This is a genomic window from Streptomyces fractus (assembly GCF_049844455.1).
GTDB classification, from domain to species: Bacteria; Actinomycetota; Actinomycetes; order Streptomycetales; family Streptomycetaceae; genus Streptomyces; species Streptomyces fractus.
In genome coordinates this window covers 1,570,977-1,584,665 of record NZ_JBMYHI010000002.1, presented here as the reverse complement: position 1 = coordinate 1,584,665, position 13,689 = coordinate 1,570,977, and the positions used below count along the sequence as shown (strand labels likewise).

12 protein-coding genes are annotated in these 13,689 nt (G+C 69.6%); 5 read left to right on the top strand and 7 right to left on the bottom strand.

Annotated features, from left to right (window positions below):
* Positions 1-102: 102 nt before the first annotated feature.
* Together ACP4E5_RS09155 and ACP4E5_RS09150 are read right to left on the bottom strand one after the other, a co-directional pair.
* Positions 103-633 carry a hypothetical protein gene (locus tag ACP4E5_RS09155; RefSeq protein WP_425826792.1) on the bottom strand — a complete coding sequence of 177 codons (531 nt, stop codon included), beginning with the start codon at positions 631-633 and terminating at the stop codon, positions 103-105.
* Positions 634-781: 148 nt separating this feature from the next.
* Positions 782-1,240 (bottom strand): winged helix-turn-helix transcriptional regulator, encoded by a 459-nt coding sequence (locus tag ACP4E5_RS09150; RefSeq protein ID WP_425826790.1) that lies wholly within the window; start codon positions 1,238-1,240, stop codon positions 782-784.
* 91 nt (positions 1,241-1,331) lie between these two features.
* Here ACP4E5_RS09150 and ACP4E5_RS09145 point away from each other — a divergent pair, with 91 nt between their 5' ends.
* On the top strand, positions 1,332-2,531 hold the full coding sequence (locus tag ACP4E5_RS09145; protein WP_425841152.1) for an MFS transporter: 1,200 nt from the start codon (positions 1,332-1,334) through the stop codon (positions 2,529-2,531).
* A gap of 313 nt (positions 2,532-2,844) precedes the next feature.
* Positions 2,845-3,660, top strand: coding sequence for an Ig-like domain-containing protein (locus ACP4E5_RS09140; protein WP_425826788.1), 816 nt, complete (start codon positions 2,845-2,847; stop codon positions 3,658-3,660).
* 108 nt (positions 3,661-3,768) lie between these two features.
* Here ACP4E5_RS09140 and ACP4E5_RS09135 read toward each other — a convergent pair whose 3' ends face one another.
* Entirely contained in the window at positions 3,769-7,272 is a 3,504-nt protein-coding gene (locus ACP4E5_RS09135; RefSeq protein ID WP_425826786.1) for a GH92 family glycosyl hydrolase, read from the bottom strand.
* Positions 7,273-7,372: 100 nt separating this feature from the next.
* Positions 7,373-9,178, bottom strand: coding sequence for a coagulation factor 5/8 type domain-containing protein (locus ACP4E5_RS09130; protein ID WP_425826784.1), 1,806 nt, complete (start codon positions 9,176-9,178; stop codon positions 7,373-7,375).
* A gap of 337 nt (positions 9,179-9,515) precedes the next feature.
* Between ACP4E5_RS09130 and ACP4E5_RS09125 the strand changes: the two genes are divergently transcribed.
* Together ACP4E5_RS09125 and ACP4E5_RS09120 are read left to right on the top strand one after the other, a co-directional pair.
* Positions 9,516-9,953, top strand: coding sequence for an LAETG motif-containing sortase-dependent surface protein (locus ACP4E5_RS09125; RefSeq protein WP_425826782.1), 438 nt, complete (start codon positions 9,516-9,518; stop codon positions 9,951-9,953).
* A 22-nt stretch (positions 9,954-9,975) separates the two neighbouring features.
* Entirely contained in the window at positions 9,976-10,722 is a 747-nt protein-coding gene (locus tag ACP4E5_RS09120) for an RNA polymerase sigma factor (protein WP_425826780.1), read from the top strand.
* Positions 10,723-10,948: 226 nt separating this feature from the next.
* On the opposite strand, the gene ACP4E5_RS09115 is transcribed toward ACP4E5_RS09120, so the two are convergent.
* Positions 10,949-11,155, bottom strand: a complete 207-nt coding sequence (locus tag ACP4E5_RS09115) for a hypothetical protein (RefSeq protein WP_425826778.1) — start codon at positions 11,153-11,155, stop codon at positions 10,949-10,951.
* A gap of 136 nt (positions 11,156-11,291) precedes the next feature.
* On the opposite strand from ACP4E5_RS09115, the gene ACP4E5_RS09110 reads away from it, so the two are divergent.
* Positions 11,292-12,389, top strand: coding sequence for a zinc-binding dehydrogenase (locus ACP4E5_RS09110; protein ID WP_425826776.1), 1,098 nt, complete (start codon positions 11,292-11,294; stop codon positions 12,387-12,389).
* 32 nt (positions 12,390-12,421) lie between these two features.
* Here the strand turns inward: ACP4E5_RS09110 and ACP4E5_RS09105 are convergent, their stop codons facing one another.
* The gene (locus ACP4E5_RS09105; protein WP_425826774.1) at positions 12,422-12,910 is read right to left on the bottom strand and encodes a flavin reductase family protein; all 489 of its coding nucleotides are present in this window, start codon (positions 12,908-12,910) and stop codon (positions 12,422-12,424) included.
* 99 nt (positions 12,911-13,009) lie between these two features.
* Entirely contained in the window at positions 13,010-13,579 is a 570-nt protein-coding gene (locus ACP4E5_RS09100) for a DinB family protein (protein ID WP_425826772.1), read from the bottom strand.
* Positions 13,580-13,689 lie beyond the last annotated feature (110 nt).

The window sequence follows — 13,689 nt, the reverse complement described above, 5'->3', positions numbered from 1 at the left end:
GCCGACACGATCACGAGGGCCGGGTACCCGGCCGGCCCGGCCCCATGAGCGGATGAGCCGCAACCGGATGTCCCGGGGGTCATGGGGCAGGCCGCGCAGCTCTCACTCCGCGGCCTGCCGGCCGGGCCCGGGCCGGCCGGTGTCCGGTTCGTCGACTCCACCGCCCTCGACCGAACGCGGCCGAACCGCCTGCTCCCTCGTGGTGGCGGCCACCTCCTGCACCACCGTGCGCTGTTCCCGATCGTCGGACGCATCCGCACGGCGCAGCGCCGCCGCGCTGCGCTCCAACCGCTCCTGGCTGGCTTCCAACACACCGCGGGCCCGGTCGATCGCCTCGTAGGACCGCTGCCGCTCACCCACAGCGGACTCGCCCATGGCGCGGGCCCGCCCGTCGAGCCGGCTCTCCCATGCCGCGAGCCGCGCCTCATGCCTTTCCACGGCGGCTCCCCGCTCGTCGGCGATCCGCTCCCGTTCGTCAGCGACCCGCTCCCGCTCGTCGGCGATGTGCTCCCGCTCGTCAGCAAGCCGTCGCCGTTCATCGAAGGCGGCACTCGCCCCCATGTCGTCGTCGGGAATGTGGCGCACGCCCTCGGCTGGGACGTGCCCGTCACTGTCTCGATGGGGTGTCCTCATACCTCCAGTGTGAGCCCCGGCAACGCGGTAGGAGAGCCGATGCCCGATTCAACGCACGTATCGCGGTAGTGGACCTTCGCCGGTGGCGGTGACGGCGTTCTGCCGCGTCGCTTGGCTACGCGGGAGTGCGGGGCGGCTTGTTTTGTGTTCAGTTCTCGCGCAGTACGGAGGTGGTGTCGACGTCCATGGGCCGGCCGTGCGAGTCGGTGGGGCGAAGCTCTGGGAGTGGGAGCCCGCTTTCGTCGACGAGGAGGGAGTGAGTTTCCTCTGGCGCGAAAGCGTGTCGTTCGCCCCACTGGCGCGCAGCCACGATGACGGCGAAGAGGTCTCGGCCCGCCTCGGTGAGGACGTAGTTCTGCCGTCGCCCCGACGGGGCCGTCTGCCGGTCGAGGATTCCTCGTTCGACCAAGCGCCGCAGGCGGTCGGTGAGGATGTTGCGCGCGATTCCGGTGCGGTGCTGGAAGTCGGTGAACGCTCGTGCGCCGTCCATCGCGTCACGAATGATCAGCAGGCTCCATCGGTCTCCGACCAGGTCGAGCGTGCGCGCGACCGGGCAGGCGGGGTCGGTCCAGGCCACCCCATCGACACGAGGTGCTGCGTGAGTCATCACTCCTCCTGAAGAGTTGCGGATCAAAACCATTCTGCCGTACCTTCGGATTGGTTGCAATGTGCTACCGATTGGGAGGGGTCGGATGAGCCTGACGTTTGGTCGGAGGATGCTGTTCGCCGTGATCTGCGCGGTCGCGGTCGCGACCGTCTACGTGGCACAGCCCGTACTCGCCCAGATCGGCAGTGACTTGGGCCTGCCGGAATCCGCGCTGGGCTGGATCGTCACCACCGGGCAGCTCGGCTACCTGATCGGCTTGCCCCTGCTCGTCCCACTGGGCGACATGCTCGACCGGCGCAAACTCATCGCCGGCCATCTTCTCCTCGCTGCGGCCGGCATGGCTCTGGCCGCCTTCGCCACCCAGTTCTGGATCCTGCTCTCCGGACTTGCTCTCGCCGGATTGTTCGCCGTCGTCGTGCAGACCACAGTCGCTTTCGCCGCCGACCTGTCCACTGTGGAGGAGCGGGGCCGCACACTCGGCGCCGTCACCTCCGGCGTCGTCATCGGCATCCTAGGGGCGCGCGTGCTCGCTGGCGGTCTCGCTGCGCTCTGGGGATGGCGAAGCATCTACGTGGCACTCGCCATGCTCCTCGTCGCGCTCACGTATCCCGTTCTGAAGCTCCTGCCGGCCGACCCTCGCAGCGTCCGCACCACATATGGCGAGGTGTTGACCTCGCTCGGGCGCCTGTTCCGTGAGCGCCTGTTCGTGTCGCGGGGGCTGATCGCATTCTTCCTGTTCGCTTCCTTCGGCACGCTATGGAGCGGTCTGGCCCTGCCGCTCGCAGCCGCACCATGGCATCTGGGCACGGCCCAGATCGGTCTCTTCGGAATCGCCGGGCTCGCCGGGGCCCTGGGTGCCTCCCGAGCCGGGCAATGGGCCGACGCTGGCCATGCCAACGTCATCACTGGAGGTGCCCTCGTAATCCTCGCCGCCTCGTGGTTGGCGACCGGACAGGCGTCCTGGTCGCTCTGGCCGGTCATCGTCGGCGTGATCGTTCTCGACCTCGCGGTGCAGGCGGTACATGTCAGCAATCAACACCTGCTCACGGCCTCATACGCGCAGCGGACGAGTAGCGTCATCGGCGGCTACATGCTCTTCTACTCCTTCGGCTCCGCCGTCGGAGCAACCGCCACCACCGCCGCGTACTCCACCGCAGGGTGGGTGGGATCCAGTGCTCTCGGCGCCACCTTCGCCTTCTGTGCACTCATTGTCTGGGCCGTCAATCGGCATACAGCAGCCGCCGCCGCGCGACGAGACGTACTCGTACCGGTGTCTCGACCTGATCTGTAGCACCTCGACCGAAAAGGAAAGGTGAGTTCCCAACTCGCCTTGTGGGTCCGGCTCTTGGGATGGGCGCGTCGCGTCACGTATCCGTCCGTGGCGGGTCCTTTGGAACGCCCCAGCTCTTCGCAGCGGTCAGGACCACCAACCGACCGGCTTGATGGCGTGCGGCGGCGGTCCGGCCTCTCGTAACCACGGGACCAAGGTCGGGTGGCAGCGGGACTTCTGCCTCCGGCAGGACCACACCCGTGTCCCGCATCCTTGCGGAGGCCGCCGCCCGACCGTGCCGGCCCTCGCCCCTCACTTCGCCCAGGAGAATGCCGTGCCCCGCGACCCCGAGCGCCGCCAGTGGCAGACCTGGGGGCCGCCCCAGACGCCGCAGACGGCGGGAAACCCCTACAGCCACCGCCCGCAACGACGTCTGAGCAGGAAGACCAAGGCCGCCGCGGGCCTCGGCGCGGGGATCGTGGCGCTGGGAGTCATCGGGTCGCTGGGCGACTCCTCGAAAGGCGACGACGCCGACCCGGCCGCGGCCCCTGTCGTCGCCGAGTCTTCCTCACCGGCCCCCACCCCCACGGCCGACAAGCCGACCCCTGCCGCCACCCACACACCCAAGGCGACACCGACAACCGTCTGGAAGCCGGCGCCGGGCGACGACTGGGCCGGAACGGACTTCCAGACCGCGACATCGATCGACGTTCTCGGTAACGACGACGTCGTGGCAGTCCACCACGGTGCGGGTGCGCACGCTCCCGCCCCCGTTCTGAAATCGGTGGCACAGCCGCGAAACGGCACGACGACGGTCAAGGACGGCTGGGTCCGCTACACTCCCGGCCACGGCTTCAGCGGAACCGACACCTTCACGTACCGGGTACAGGTCGACGGCCGTACGGCGAGCGGCGCGGTGCATGTCTCGGTCCACGCCAAACCCGCCCCGACGCCGACCTCCACCCCCACACCGAAGGCCCCGCCGAAGCGGACACCCACCCCGGTTCCGGCTGCCCCCACGCGCAGCTCGGACTCCGCCGACGTACCGCAGGCCGGCATCAATCCCGGCGGCTTCTGCGGGAACACCGGAGCCACCGGGACGTACAAGGGCAAGACCTACACCTGCACCGGAGGACACTGGCGCAAGTAGGTGGGGCCCAGCCGCGGGAGGCGGGGCTTGGAGCCCTCGACGGGAGGGCCGGTACTTTGCGGCGCCGGCCCTCCCGTCGGTTCCTGTGAACCGTGCCGCAGAGGGTGATCAGCGGGTCAGGGTCATCGCGTAGATGCCGAGGGCGCTGTCGCGTTGCCAGTCGAGTCCGCCGGAGCCGGGGGCCACCCAGGCGGGGACGGACGGTGTCGACAGGGAGAGGGAGCGGGGGTGTTTGCCGGGGGCGAGGGGGACGGTCGTTTCGTAGAGGGAGGCCTTGGTGGTGGTTTTGCCGGTGCCGGGCTTGAGCTGGTACGCGGTCGTCAGTGCGACGTCGTTGCCGAAGTCCGGCGACTTGTTGGCCCAGCCGGTGAGTCGGAGCGGGACCGTCGCGGTGCTGCCGTCGGTGTAGGTGACGACGGCGGTGGCCGACGCGGCGCCGGTGCTGCCGTTGTCGGATGCGCCCACGATGTGGAGGCTGCGGTAGTCGCCGGTGGGGAGGGGGATCGCCTGGCCGGTGGACTTGACGAAGTTCTTGGTGGTGCCGGAGGTGTCGGGTGCTTGGTAGGTCACGTCGCCGAAGGTGACCGGGCCCGGTGCGGGCAGTTGGTCGGCGGCGAAGCTCGTACCCGTGTCGTCGAAGTCTCCCTCGCCCGGCGCGGCGAGCGTGGCGACGCCGTCGTTGTTGTAGGCGGCGTTCAGGTCGACGGCGCAGGACGTGTTTGTTTTGATGGCGCAGTTCGAACCGGACTTGCCGACCACGACGGTGACGGTCTTCTTCACCGGGGCGGCGCCCGGGAGTTCGGCGGTGACCGACACCTTGTAGGTGCCTGCGTCGGTTCCGGCCGGGGTGGTGATCCGCAACCGCTTGTTCAGCTGGGTGGGGAGCCCGTTCGAGTCGGCCGTCGCCGTCACGTCGGACGGGGAAACCGACCAGCCCTTCGGTGCCTGAGCGGTCACGGCGACCCGCGCGGTGTGCGGAGCCGTGGCCAGCAGCGTCAGATCGATCCGCTGACGCGATGCCCGATCGGCCGTGGGCTGCGTGACGACCTGGTCAGGGCCGACGTCGGCGCTGAGTTGGTGGTGCGTGTTCGGCGTCGTGTTGATCGACGGCGGGGCGTCCTTCGCGGCCGTCGCCCACGAGGTGGGCTCGGTGCTCAGGGCGTAGTCGATGTGTCCGCCGTGCGCGATGTCCGTCTGGTCGACCCATGCCTTGTCCCAGGCCCTGCCGTTCACCGTCGCGGAGGCGATGTAGCGGTTGGACATGCTGGTGCCGGGCGCGGAGATGTTCAGCGTCCCGCCCTGCGTCTTCCCGTAATCACCGATCCGCACCTGGGCGTTGGGGAACTGCGGAGTGGTGAGGACGTCGAAGTTGCCGCCGCTGGTCGTGGGGTAGAGGCCCAGCGACGACATCACGTACCAGGACGACATCTCGCCCATGTCGTCGTTGCCGGGGATGCCGCCGGGGCTGTTCGTGAACAGGGTCTCCTGCGCCTTGACCACGGTCGCGGTGCGGCCGGGCTGCCCGGTCCACGCGTAGAGGTACGGCGCGATCATGTTGGGCTCGTTGTTCGGGTTGTACTTCGTGGAGTCGTAGTAGTTGTACGGGTCGCCGACCCAGGCCGTGCGCGCGGTCCCCGCCGGGTCGGCGAGGAGGTCGTCGTAGGCGAAGAAGCTGTTCAGACGGCTGTTCGTCGCGTCCTTGCCGCCCAGCATGCCGATGAGCCCCGCCGGGTCCTGGGGCACCAGCCACTGGTATTGACTCGCGTTCTGCTCGTGGAACGCGTGGTTGCTGGTGACCGGGTCGTACGGGGTCAGCCAGGTGCCGTCGGCCGCGGTGCGCGGCCGGAACTGGCGGGTCTGCTTGTCGAAGACGTTTTTGTACGCCTGCCCGCGCTCGGCGAACATCTTCGCGTCGGCCGTGTGGCCAAGTCCCTTCGCCATCAACGCCAATGACGCGTCGGCCGCCGCGTACTCCAACGTCGCCGACGTGCCGTAGTAGCAGTCGTTGTCGTTCGACTTGGTCGGGCAGCAGTTGCCGGTCGTTCCGCCGTCGCAGTCGGCGTTGGACTTGATGTTGAGGCCGTAGGGGACGTAGCCGCGGTCCGCGTAATACGCCGCACCGGCACGCCCGTTCTCGCGAACGTCGGCGGACGGCACCTCGGTCGCGTTCGCCCGGAGGTACTTGTACGCCTCTTGGGCGTCCGCCCCGGTGAGGAGCCCCTTCGACCAGCCCTCGACCAGGAACGGTGTGACCGGATCACCGGTCATGATGTTGCCTTCCTCGTTCTCCAGGTACCAGCGCGGCAGCGCGCCGCCCTCCCGTGCGATCGCGAGGATCGACATGTCGATGTCGTGGGCGACCTTGGGAACGAGCATCTCAAGGAGCTTGTTCTGCGTCCGGTACGTGTCCCACAGCGAGAAGTTGCTGTACGGGGTGTAACCGTCGGCGGTGTGGATCTTCTTGTCGGCTCCGACGTAGCGGCCGTCGACGTCACCGATCAGGTTCGGGTCGAGCATGGAGTGGTACAACGCCGTGTAATACGCGACCTGTTGGTCGTGCGAACCGCCGCCGATCGCGGCCTTGCGCAGCATGGTGTTCCACGTGCCGTTCAACGCCTTGTGCACGGCGTCGAAGTCGAAGCCGTACTTCCCCGTCTCCGTCGCGAGGTTCTTGTGGGCTCCGTCGAGTCCCGTGAAGGAGAGCCCGACCTTCGCGACGATCGGAGCGTCGTCCTTGCTCGTGTCGAACGACACCCAGGCGCCATTGGACCCCTTGGCGGCCGACTCGCGGGATCCCGGGCTCCGTTCGCTGCCCTTCCACGTGCCGTACGACGCGAACGGCCGGCTGAGCTGGGCGACGAAGTAGGTCTTCTTGGAGTCCTCGACCCACCCCTCGATCGTCCGGCTGCCGACGACGTGGATCTCCGAATCGCTCACGCCCGCACCGGCGTTGAACATCACGTTCGCCTGACGCGTCCGCGGGAACTTGTACTGCTGCCACCCGGTCCGTGCGGTCGACGTCAGGCCGGCGGTCACGCCGTACTTGTCGAGCTTCGTCTCGTAGTAGTCAGGGCCCGTCGTCTCGTTCTCATGACTGAACTTCGACGCGTACTGCGCCGGATCGGTGGAACTCACCTCGCCGGTGGTGGGCATCATCGGCAGGTAGTTGAACCGGCAGCCGTTGATCGTCGTCTGGCTGAACCCGACGACCGTGTCGGAGGACTCCTTGTCGCACCCCGTGCCACCGGCCGTCTTCATCAACGGACTCTCCTGCACCAGGCCGAACGGCGCGCCCGCGGCAGGGAAGGTCAGCCTCTCGTTCTCGGTACCGATGAACGGGTTGACCAGCTTCGTCAGATCGGCCCCCGCTCCGGGCGTCGCGTCGGATGGCGATGACGATGGCGACGCCGCCGTAGTCGACTGCGTGGCGTTGCTCGCGCTCGCCGGTGTCGCGGCGGCGGAACCCGCGGCAGCGAGGGCAAGGCAGAGCGCGGCGGCCCCCAGTCTGTTCCTCAGACTTCGTGCCGTCGATCTGTGCCGGGGTGGTGAGTATCGCGCCGATTGCCTACGGCTCCCGCTGCGTTCCCGCTCGCGGACATCGTTGTCATGCACGGCCCACGACGCTAGATCGTCTTCGTCACCGCGGCAAGAGCCCCGTCCCTCGAATCAAGGAACGGGGCCCGGTGCAGGGGGGACGGACGACCGTGCGGGGTTACGGGTAGGACGTCACCGTCGACGGCACCGTGGTGTCGCCCGAGGTGGCCGCCCCGGTGTCGTTGATGACATGCTCGAACTGGCCCTTGCCGCCCAGTGACACCACGAGCAGGTCGTGGAACTTCACGCCCGGTGTGTTCGGCGCGGCGAAGCCGTGGTCCTGCCGGATCGTCGGGTCGACGTTGTAGTAGCAGTACGAGCCAAGGCCCCAACCCTCGTGGCTGGTCACGGAGTTGTCCACCTTGTAGGCGGCGAAGCCCTTGGTGGCGCCGTCCTGCACGGCAGCCTGGTCGGGGGCGTCGTAGGCCTTCTCGTTCTGGAAGAAGACGGTGCGGCCACGCTGTCCGAACCACTGCACGTCGTACTTGTTGAAGTGCTCGACGAACAGGCCCGTGGCCAGGACGTCGTCGCCGTTGACGACGAGTCCGTAGTCGGCGCGGTTGGTCTCCCAGCCGACGCCGTCGCCATGGTCGGCGCGCCAGATCCAGGTGTGGTCGACGATGGTGTGCCGGGCGTTGACGACCAGGCTGGTGGTGGCCTTGCCCGCGCCGGCGCCGCCGATCCGTACGAACACGTCCTGAACGGTGATCGGGTCCGCGGAGTGGTCGGCGGACGCTCCCCGCGGCCCGATCTCCAGCAGGGTGGGGGAGTTGACGGTCCCGGCGTCCACCAGGAACCCGGCGAGGCGCACCCCGTCCACGTCGGCCACCTTCATGGCCGTCACCCCGCCGTCGGGGACGAGGGTGGCGTAGCCGAGGCCGAGGACGACGGTGCCCGCCCGGTTCACCTGGACCGGGGCGTCCAGGTGGTAAATGCCCGGCGTGAGAAGGAGGTTGAGGCCCTGGTCGAGGGCGGCGTTGAGGGTGTCGGCGCCGACGCCGGGCTGGGCGACGTAGAACTGGCTCAACGGGACCGAGGTGCCGCGCGGTGTGCCGTTGCCCCAGGTCGTGCCGCGTGCGTTGGTGCGTTTCTCCGGCAGGAACACCTTGTAGTCCGCGCCGTCCAGGTACAGGAAGGGCTTCTCGCGGGAGACCGGGGTGGTGTCGAGCGTGGTGTACGGCGGGTCGGGGAAGCTCTGCGCGGGCGCGCCCTCGACGCCGGAGAACACCATGTTCCAGACGGCGTTCTGCCACCCGCCCACCGAGGAGTCGCGGGTGTACCACTGCTGCTGCGAGTACGGGCCGACGGTGCCGTCGATGCGGCTGTCGGCGATGTAGCCGCCGCTGGCCCAACCGTAGCCGTCCGGGGAGAGGTTGAGGCCGCCGCGGACGTGCATCCGGCGGAACGGGGCGGCCTGGGCGACCGCCCACCGGTTCGTCCCGTTCACCGGCACCAGCGCCAGATTCTCTGCGCTGCGCCAGAAGTTCTGCGTGGCGTTGCCGTTGAACCAGCCCGCGTCGACGGTGACGTCGCCATTGATGGTGGTGTCGTCGGGGGACAGGCCGAGGCCTAACACCGAGGTGTAGAAGCCGAGTTGGGCGTTGAGCCCGTTGTACGTGCCGGGCTTGAACAGCAGGGCGTAGCGGCCGGTGCCGAACTGGGCGGACTCCTGCTGCTTGAGGATCTCGTCCAGCTTGGACTGGATGCCGGGCGTGGACGGATCGAACACGATGACGTTGGGCCCGAGGTCGCCACCGGCGGCCAGCTTCTCCTTGGCGGGCTTCGCCGGTTTGGTGGGCTTGTGCGTGGTGGCGGCGGACGCCGTGGTGCTGCCGAGCGCGGGCAGTGACGCGGCGGCGACACCGGCGGCTACACCCGCGGCGAGCAGACCGCGGCGCGACGGAGGACGGGACGTATGGGTCACAGCGGCTCTCCTGGTTCATGAAATGAACAATGGGGGGTGTGGGAGCGCTCCCTAGGCGACGCATGCTTCAGGTCGGTGAATGTGGCGTCAAGGGATGCGACAGAAGCCGGTGGGATCCGGGTGCGGTAAGTCCAGGAAAGCCCCGGAAGGGGCGGTTGAGCCTTCAGGAAGTGACGGAATGCGTGTGGCCGGGGCGCGTTGGTGAGCGTAGGTGACGCGCCCGAGCAGACCGGGCGAAGATTTTTGTGCGGCCGCGGCAACCTGACGCGGGTTCGAGCGTCGTGTGGGGGTGAAGGGTGCCGTCCGGCCTCCTTCACCCCGACCGTGGAGTACGAACGTGAACCCCCTTGTTCCTGTGCGCAGTGCCGTCGTGGCCACCGGCCTGCTGGCCGCCCTGGCAGCGATTCCCGTCGCCCACGCCACGCCGGTGCCGCAGTCGGCAAGCTCTTCGGCCGCCGCCGACGCCGCCACCGCGACGCCGAGCCCGGCGCCCTCGGCGTCCGCCAGCAGCGTTCCGGCGCCGGCCACGAGCGTCCCGTCCTCGGCCGAGCCCGCAGCCCCCGGTGACAAGGGAGACGAAGCGTCCTCGGCGGTGCCGAGTGCCGCTCCCACCGGGCCCGGCACACCCGCCCCGGCCCCCGCGCCCGCCGATGACGAACTCGCACATACTGGGTCCTCGAACACGACCACCACCGTCCTGGGCGCCGGGGCCGCCGCACTCGTCGCCGGTGGCGCGGGGACGCTCTTCGCCGTACGCCGCCGCTCGCACCGCTGACGTAGCACACCCGAGGAACCCTGTGCACACCCCCGCAGCCCACCAACTCGCCCCGCCACCAAGGCCGTTCACCATCCCGCACCGCCAAGTCCGGCCGGGATGGCGGGACGTGCTGCGTGGGCTGCTGCGACGCGACCCGTCCACGCTCGAAGGGGTACCCGGCCCGGCCACCGCCGCGCGGGGCCGGGCCACAACCCCGTACACGGACACGTCCCCGTACTCGGACACGTCCACGTCCACGGACACGTACGCGCACGGCGGCACACCTCCGCACCTCGACCGGCCGCCCACGATCGGCGAGCTCTACCACGCGCACCGGCTGCGCATGGTGCGGCTGGCGGTGCTGCTCGTGGACGACCTGGCCACCGCGGAGGATGTCGTGCAGGACGCGTTCACCGCCCTCTACCGCCGCCACGGCGAACACATCACGGAGGTGGACAACGCCCTCGGCTACCTCCGCACCGCGGTCGTCAACACCGCACGATCGGTGCTGCGCCGTCGTCGTACGGCCCGGGCGTGGACCCCGCCACCCGCAGGCGAGGCCCCGTCCGCGGAGGACTCCGTCGTGCTCGACGAGGCACACCGCGAAGTCCTCGCCGCACTGTCCCGGCTTACGCCGCGCCGCCGTGAAGTCCTCGTGCTGCGCTACTGGGCCGACCTCAGCGAGGCCGAGATAGCCGCCACCCTCGGCATCAGCAAAGGCGCGGTGAAGTCGAACGCGAGCCGCGCCCTGGACGCGCTGGAAAAGATCCTGGAGGGCCGGATATGACTCCCCGCACGCCACATGTCCGTCCGGCCGACCACGCCGAACGCCCGGTGGAGCAACGGTTGCGCGAGGCGCTCGCCGTGCGCGCCGACAGCGTCACCGTACGGGCACTGAGTCCGGCCCGGCCGCCGGGACGGCAGCCGCGCCGACTGTCTCGACTCCGCGACACCGCTCGGCGCTACGTCGTCCCGGTCGCCGGGCTCGCCACTGCCGCGGCCCTTGCCATCGGCTACGTCGCCCTGGCCCCGGATCCGGACCCGAGCCGCACCCCGGTGCCGCCCGCCGCACCCTCGTCCTCGACCGTCCCCGACCGCCACCCGACGCCCAGCGCTTCGGCGCCGGATCCCGCGCCGTCCAGCACGGCGGCCCCCAACCCGGCGACGCCGTCCACCTCGTCCCCGTCCCCCTCGACCCCGCCCACTTCGTCTGCGTCCACTTCGTCTCCGTCGTCCGAGTCGCCGACCCCGACGGGTGGCGAGGGCACACCGCGGTGAGCAGAGGCGGCGCCGTCACTCGTCGTCGGGGCGGATACCGTGCGGCGAAGTGGTTCGGCCCGTTGGAGGAGGAAAGAAGTGAAGGCGCTGCGTTACCACCGCTTCGGCGGCCCTGTCGCCGTCGAGACGGTTCCCGACCCGCGGGTTCCGGAGGACGGCGCCGTGATCCGCGTCGCGGCCTCCGGCCTGTGCCGCAGCGACCGGCACGCGTGGGCAGGCCACGACGACACCGTGAGTCTGCCCCAGATCCCCGGACACGAGTTCGTCGGCCGCGTCGAGGCCGTGGGCGCGAACGTACGGAACTGGTCCGTGGGCGACCGGGTGACCGCCCCCTTCGTCAACGGGTGCGGAACCTGCGAATGGTGCAAGAACGGGGACGCGCAGGTCTGTCCCGACCAGACGCAACCCGGCTTCACCCACCAGGGTTCGCATGCCGAACTGGTCGCCGTGCGGGCGGCCGACATGAACCTGGTGGCAGTCCCCCCGACCGTCTCGGACGCCGCGGCCGCCAGCCTCGGCTGCCGGTTCGCCACCGCCTATCGTGCCGTTTCCGCGCGCGGGCGGGTGCAGGCCGGGGAGTGGGTGGCCGTTTTCGGGGCCGGCGGGGTCGGGCTCAGCGCCATCATGATCGCCGTCGCGCTCGGCGCGCGGCCGATCGCGGTCGACCGCTCCGCCGAGGCGTTGAAACTCGCGGCCAAGGCCGGTGCCGAACACGTGCTCAACGTCTCCGACAGCACGGTCCCGGAGATCGTGGAACTCACCGGTGGCGGAGCCCATGTCGCGGTGGACGCGGTGGGGGCGTCCGAGGTGATCGGGATGAGCGTCCGGTCGTTGCGCCGGCGCGGACGCCATGTGCAGATCGGGCTCCTGGCGGGGCCGCCCCCTGCGATTCCGATGGACCGCGTGCTGGCCTGGGAACTCGATGTCCTGGGCAGCCACGGCATGGCGGCGAGCGACTACCCGGAACTGCTCGATCTGGTCGAGCGTGAGGTGTTGCGCCCGGCCGACCTCGTGACGCACACCGTCGGGATGGACGAGGCCGCACACTTGCTGTTCGCCGAGGACGCCGCCGACCGCCGCTCGGGAATCACCGTGCTGTGCCCGCACCCGCACCCGCACCCGCACCCGCACCCGCAAGGCGACCAGGACGGGCCGATGCCGTCACACCAGGCCTGAGCCGGTGGCACCGTGTGGGCCGGCAGGTGTCATCAGTCGACCGGATGGCCTGGCTTGATGTCTTCGGCGTCGGAAAGCCTGAACGGCTGCCGATCCGCCGCGCTGTCGTCGCCCGAGGCCTCCGGGGCGAGGACGAACCCCACGTGGTCGCCCCCGTCGAGCCGCCCCACCACCCGGCCCACCAGCCAGGCCCGAGCCGCGTCGAGCAGCACGGTCGCGTGCGGGCCCCGCGTCCAGGGAACCGTCGCGAACTTGTCCACGCGGTCGCCGCTCTCGCCGCCGAACAACCGGGCCAGAGCGCACTGTTCGCGTCCGAGTAGGTGTACGGCTAGGTGGGACGCGTCCCCCGCGACGGTGTACGTCCGGTTGACCTTCGAGAGCCACACGACGTAGCGGACGGGGCGGATCGAGCACTGTGAGGCGAAGCCGACCAGACAGCCCGCCCGCTCACCGTCGGCCTCGACGGTGACGACGCACAGTTCCGGGTCCAAGTGCTCCACGAACGCGTCCGCGACGGACATGTCGGCAACATCTCCCTCAATCGGTGAGCACGGGACCGGCGAGTTCCGGTGTGGAGTGGGTGGGTTCTTCCGCTTGGGACGGCTGGGTCTGTTTCCAGCTCACCACGGAGAGGGCGCGGCTCCGTCCTGTCGGCGGTAGAGGTCGCGCAGCAGGGAGATCTCGGCGCCGTGATGGATCAGTTCCCTGTTGACGTGCAGGACCCTGTTCTCCATAGGAAAACGCTCGGGACCCACCGTGGGCGGATTCTCCAGGTCGACGTCCGAGAGTTCGCGGACCCCCGCGTTCCAAATCCCGTACATCTCATCGAGCTGCTTCAGCGCCTCGTCAGCGGTCCCCGCGTAGGCGAATGTCTCGGAGTCGACGTCCTGGCCACCGAAGTACCATCCGACCCGATAGCCCAGGCACGAGACGATGATGTGCGCCAGCCGCCAGGCAATCGTGGTCACCGGCGCCGGCGCCGGTGCCGGGCCAGGGGACGCGGAGTCCATCCTCCATTCCCCCGAACCTTCCGACATCGGTGCGGCCGACGTGCCACGCGGGCGGATGCTCCAGCAGTCGCGCACCGGCTCCCAGAAGTACTCCTCGTCGGTAAGACCGTCCAGCCGTGGCCGCAGGTTCTTGTGCCAGTACCAGTCCAGTTGCTCGGCGAGCCGCTCGCTTCTCGTCATTTCCGCACACTACATACAACGGAGACCTGGCTGCGCCCCTCGCGGACGCCGTCGTCGGCCGTGAGCCGCGAGCGGCTGTTCGACATGAAAGCTGCTTGGGCAGGGACGAT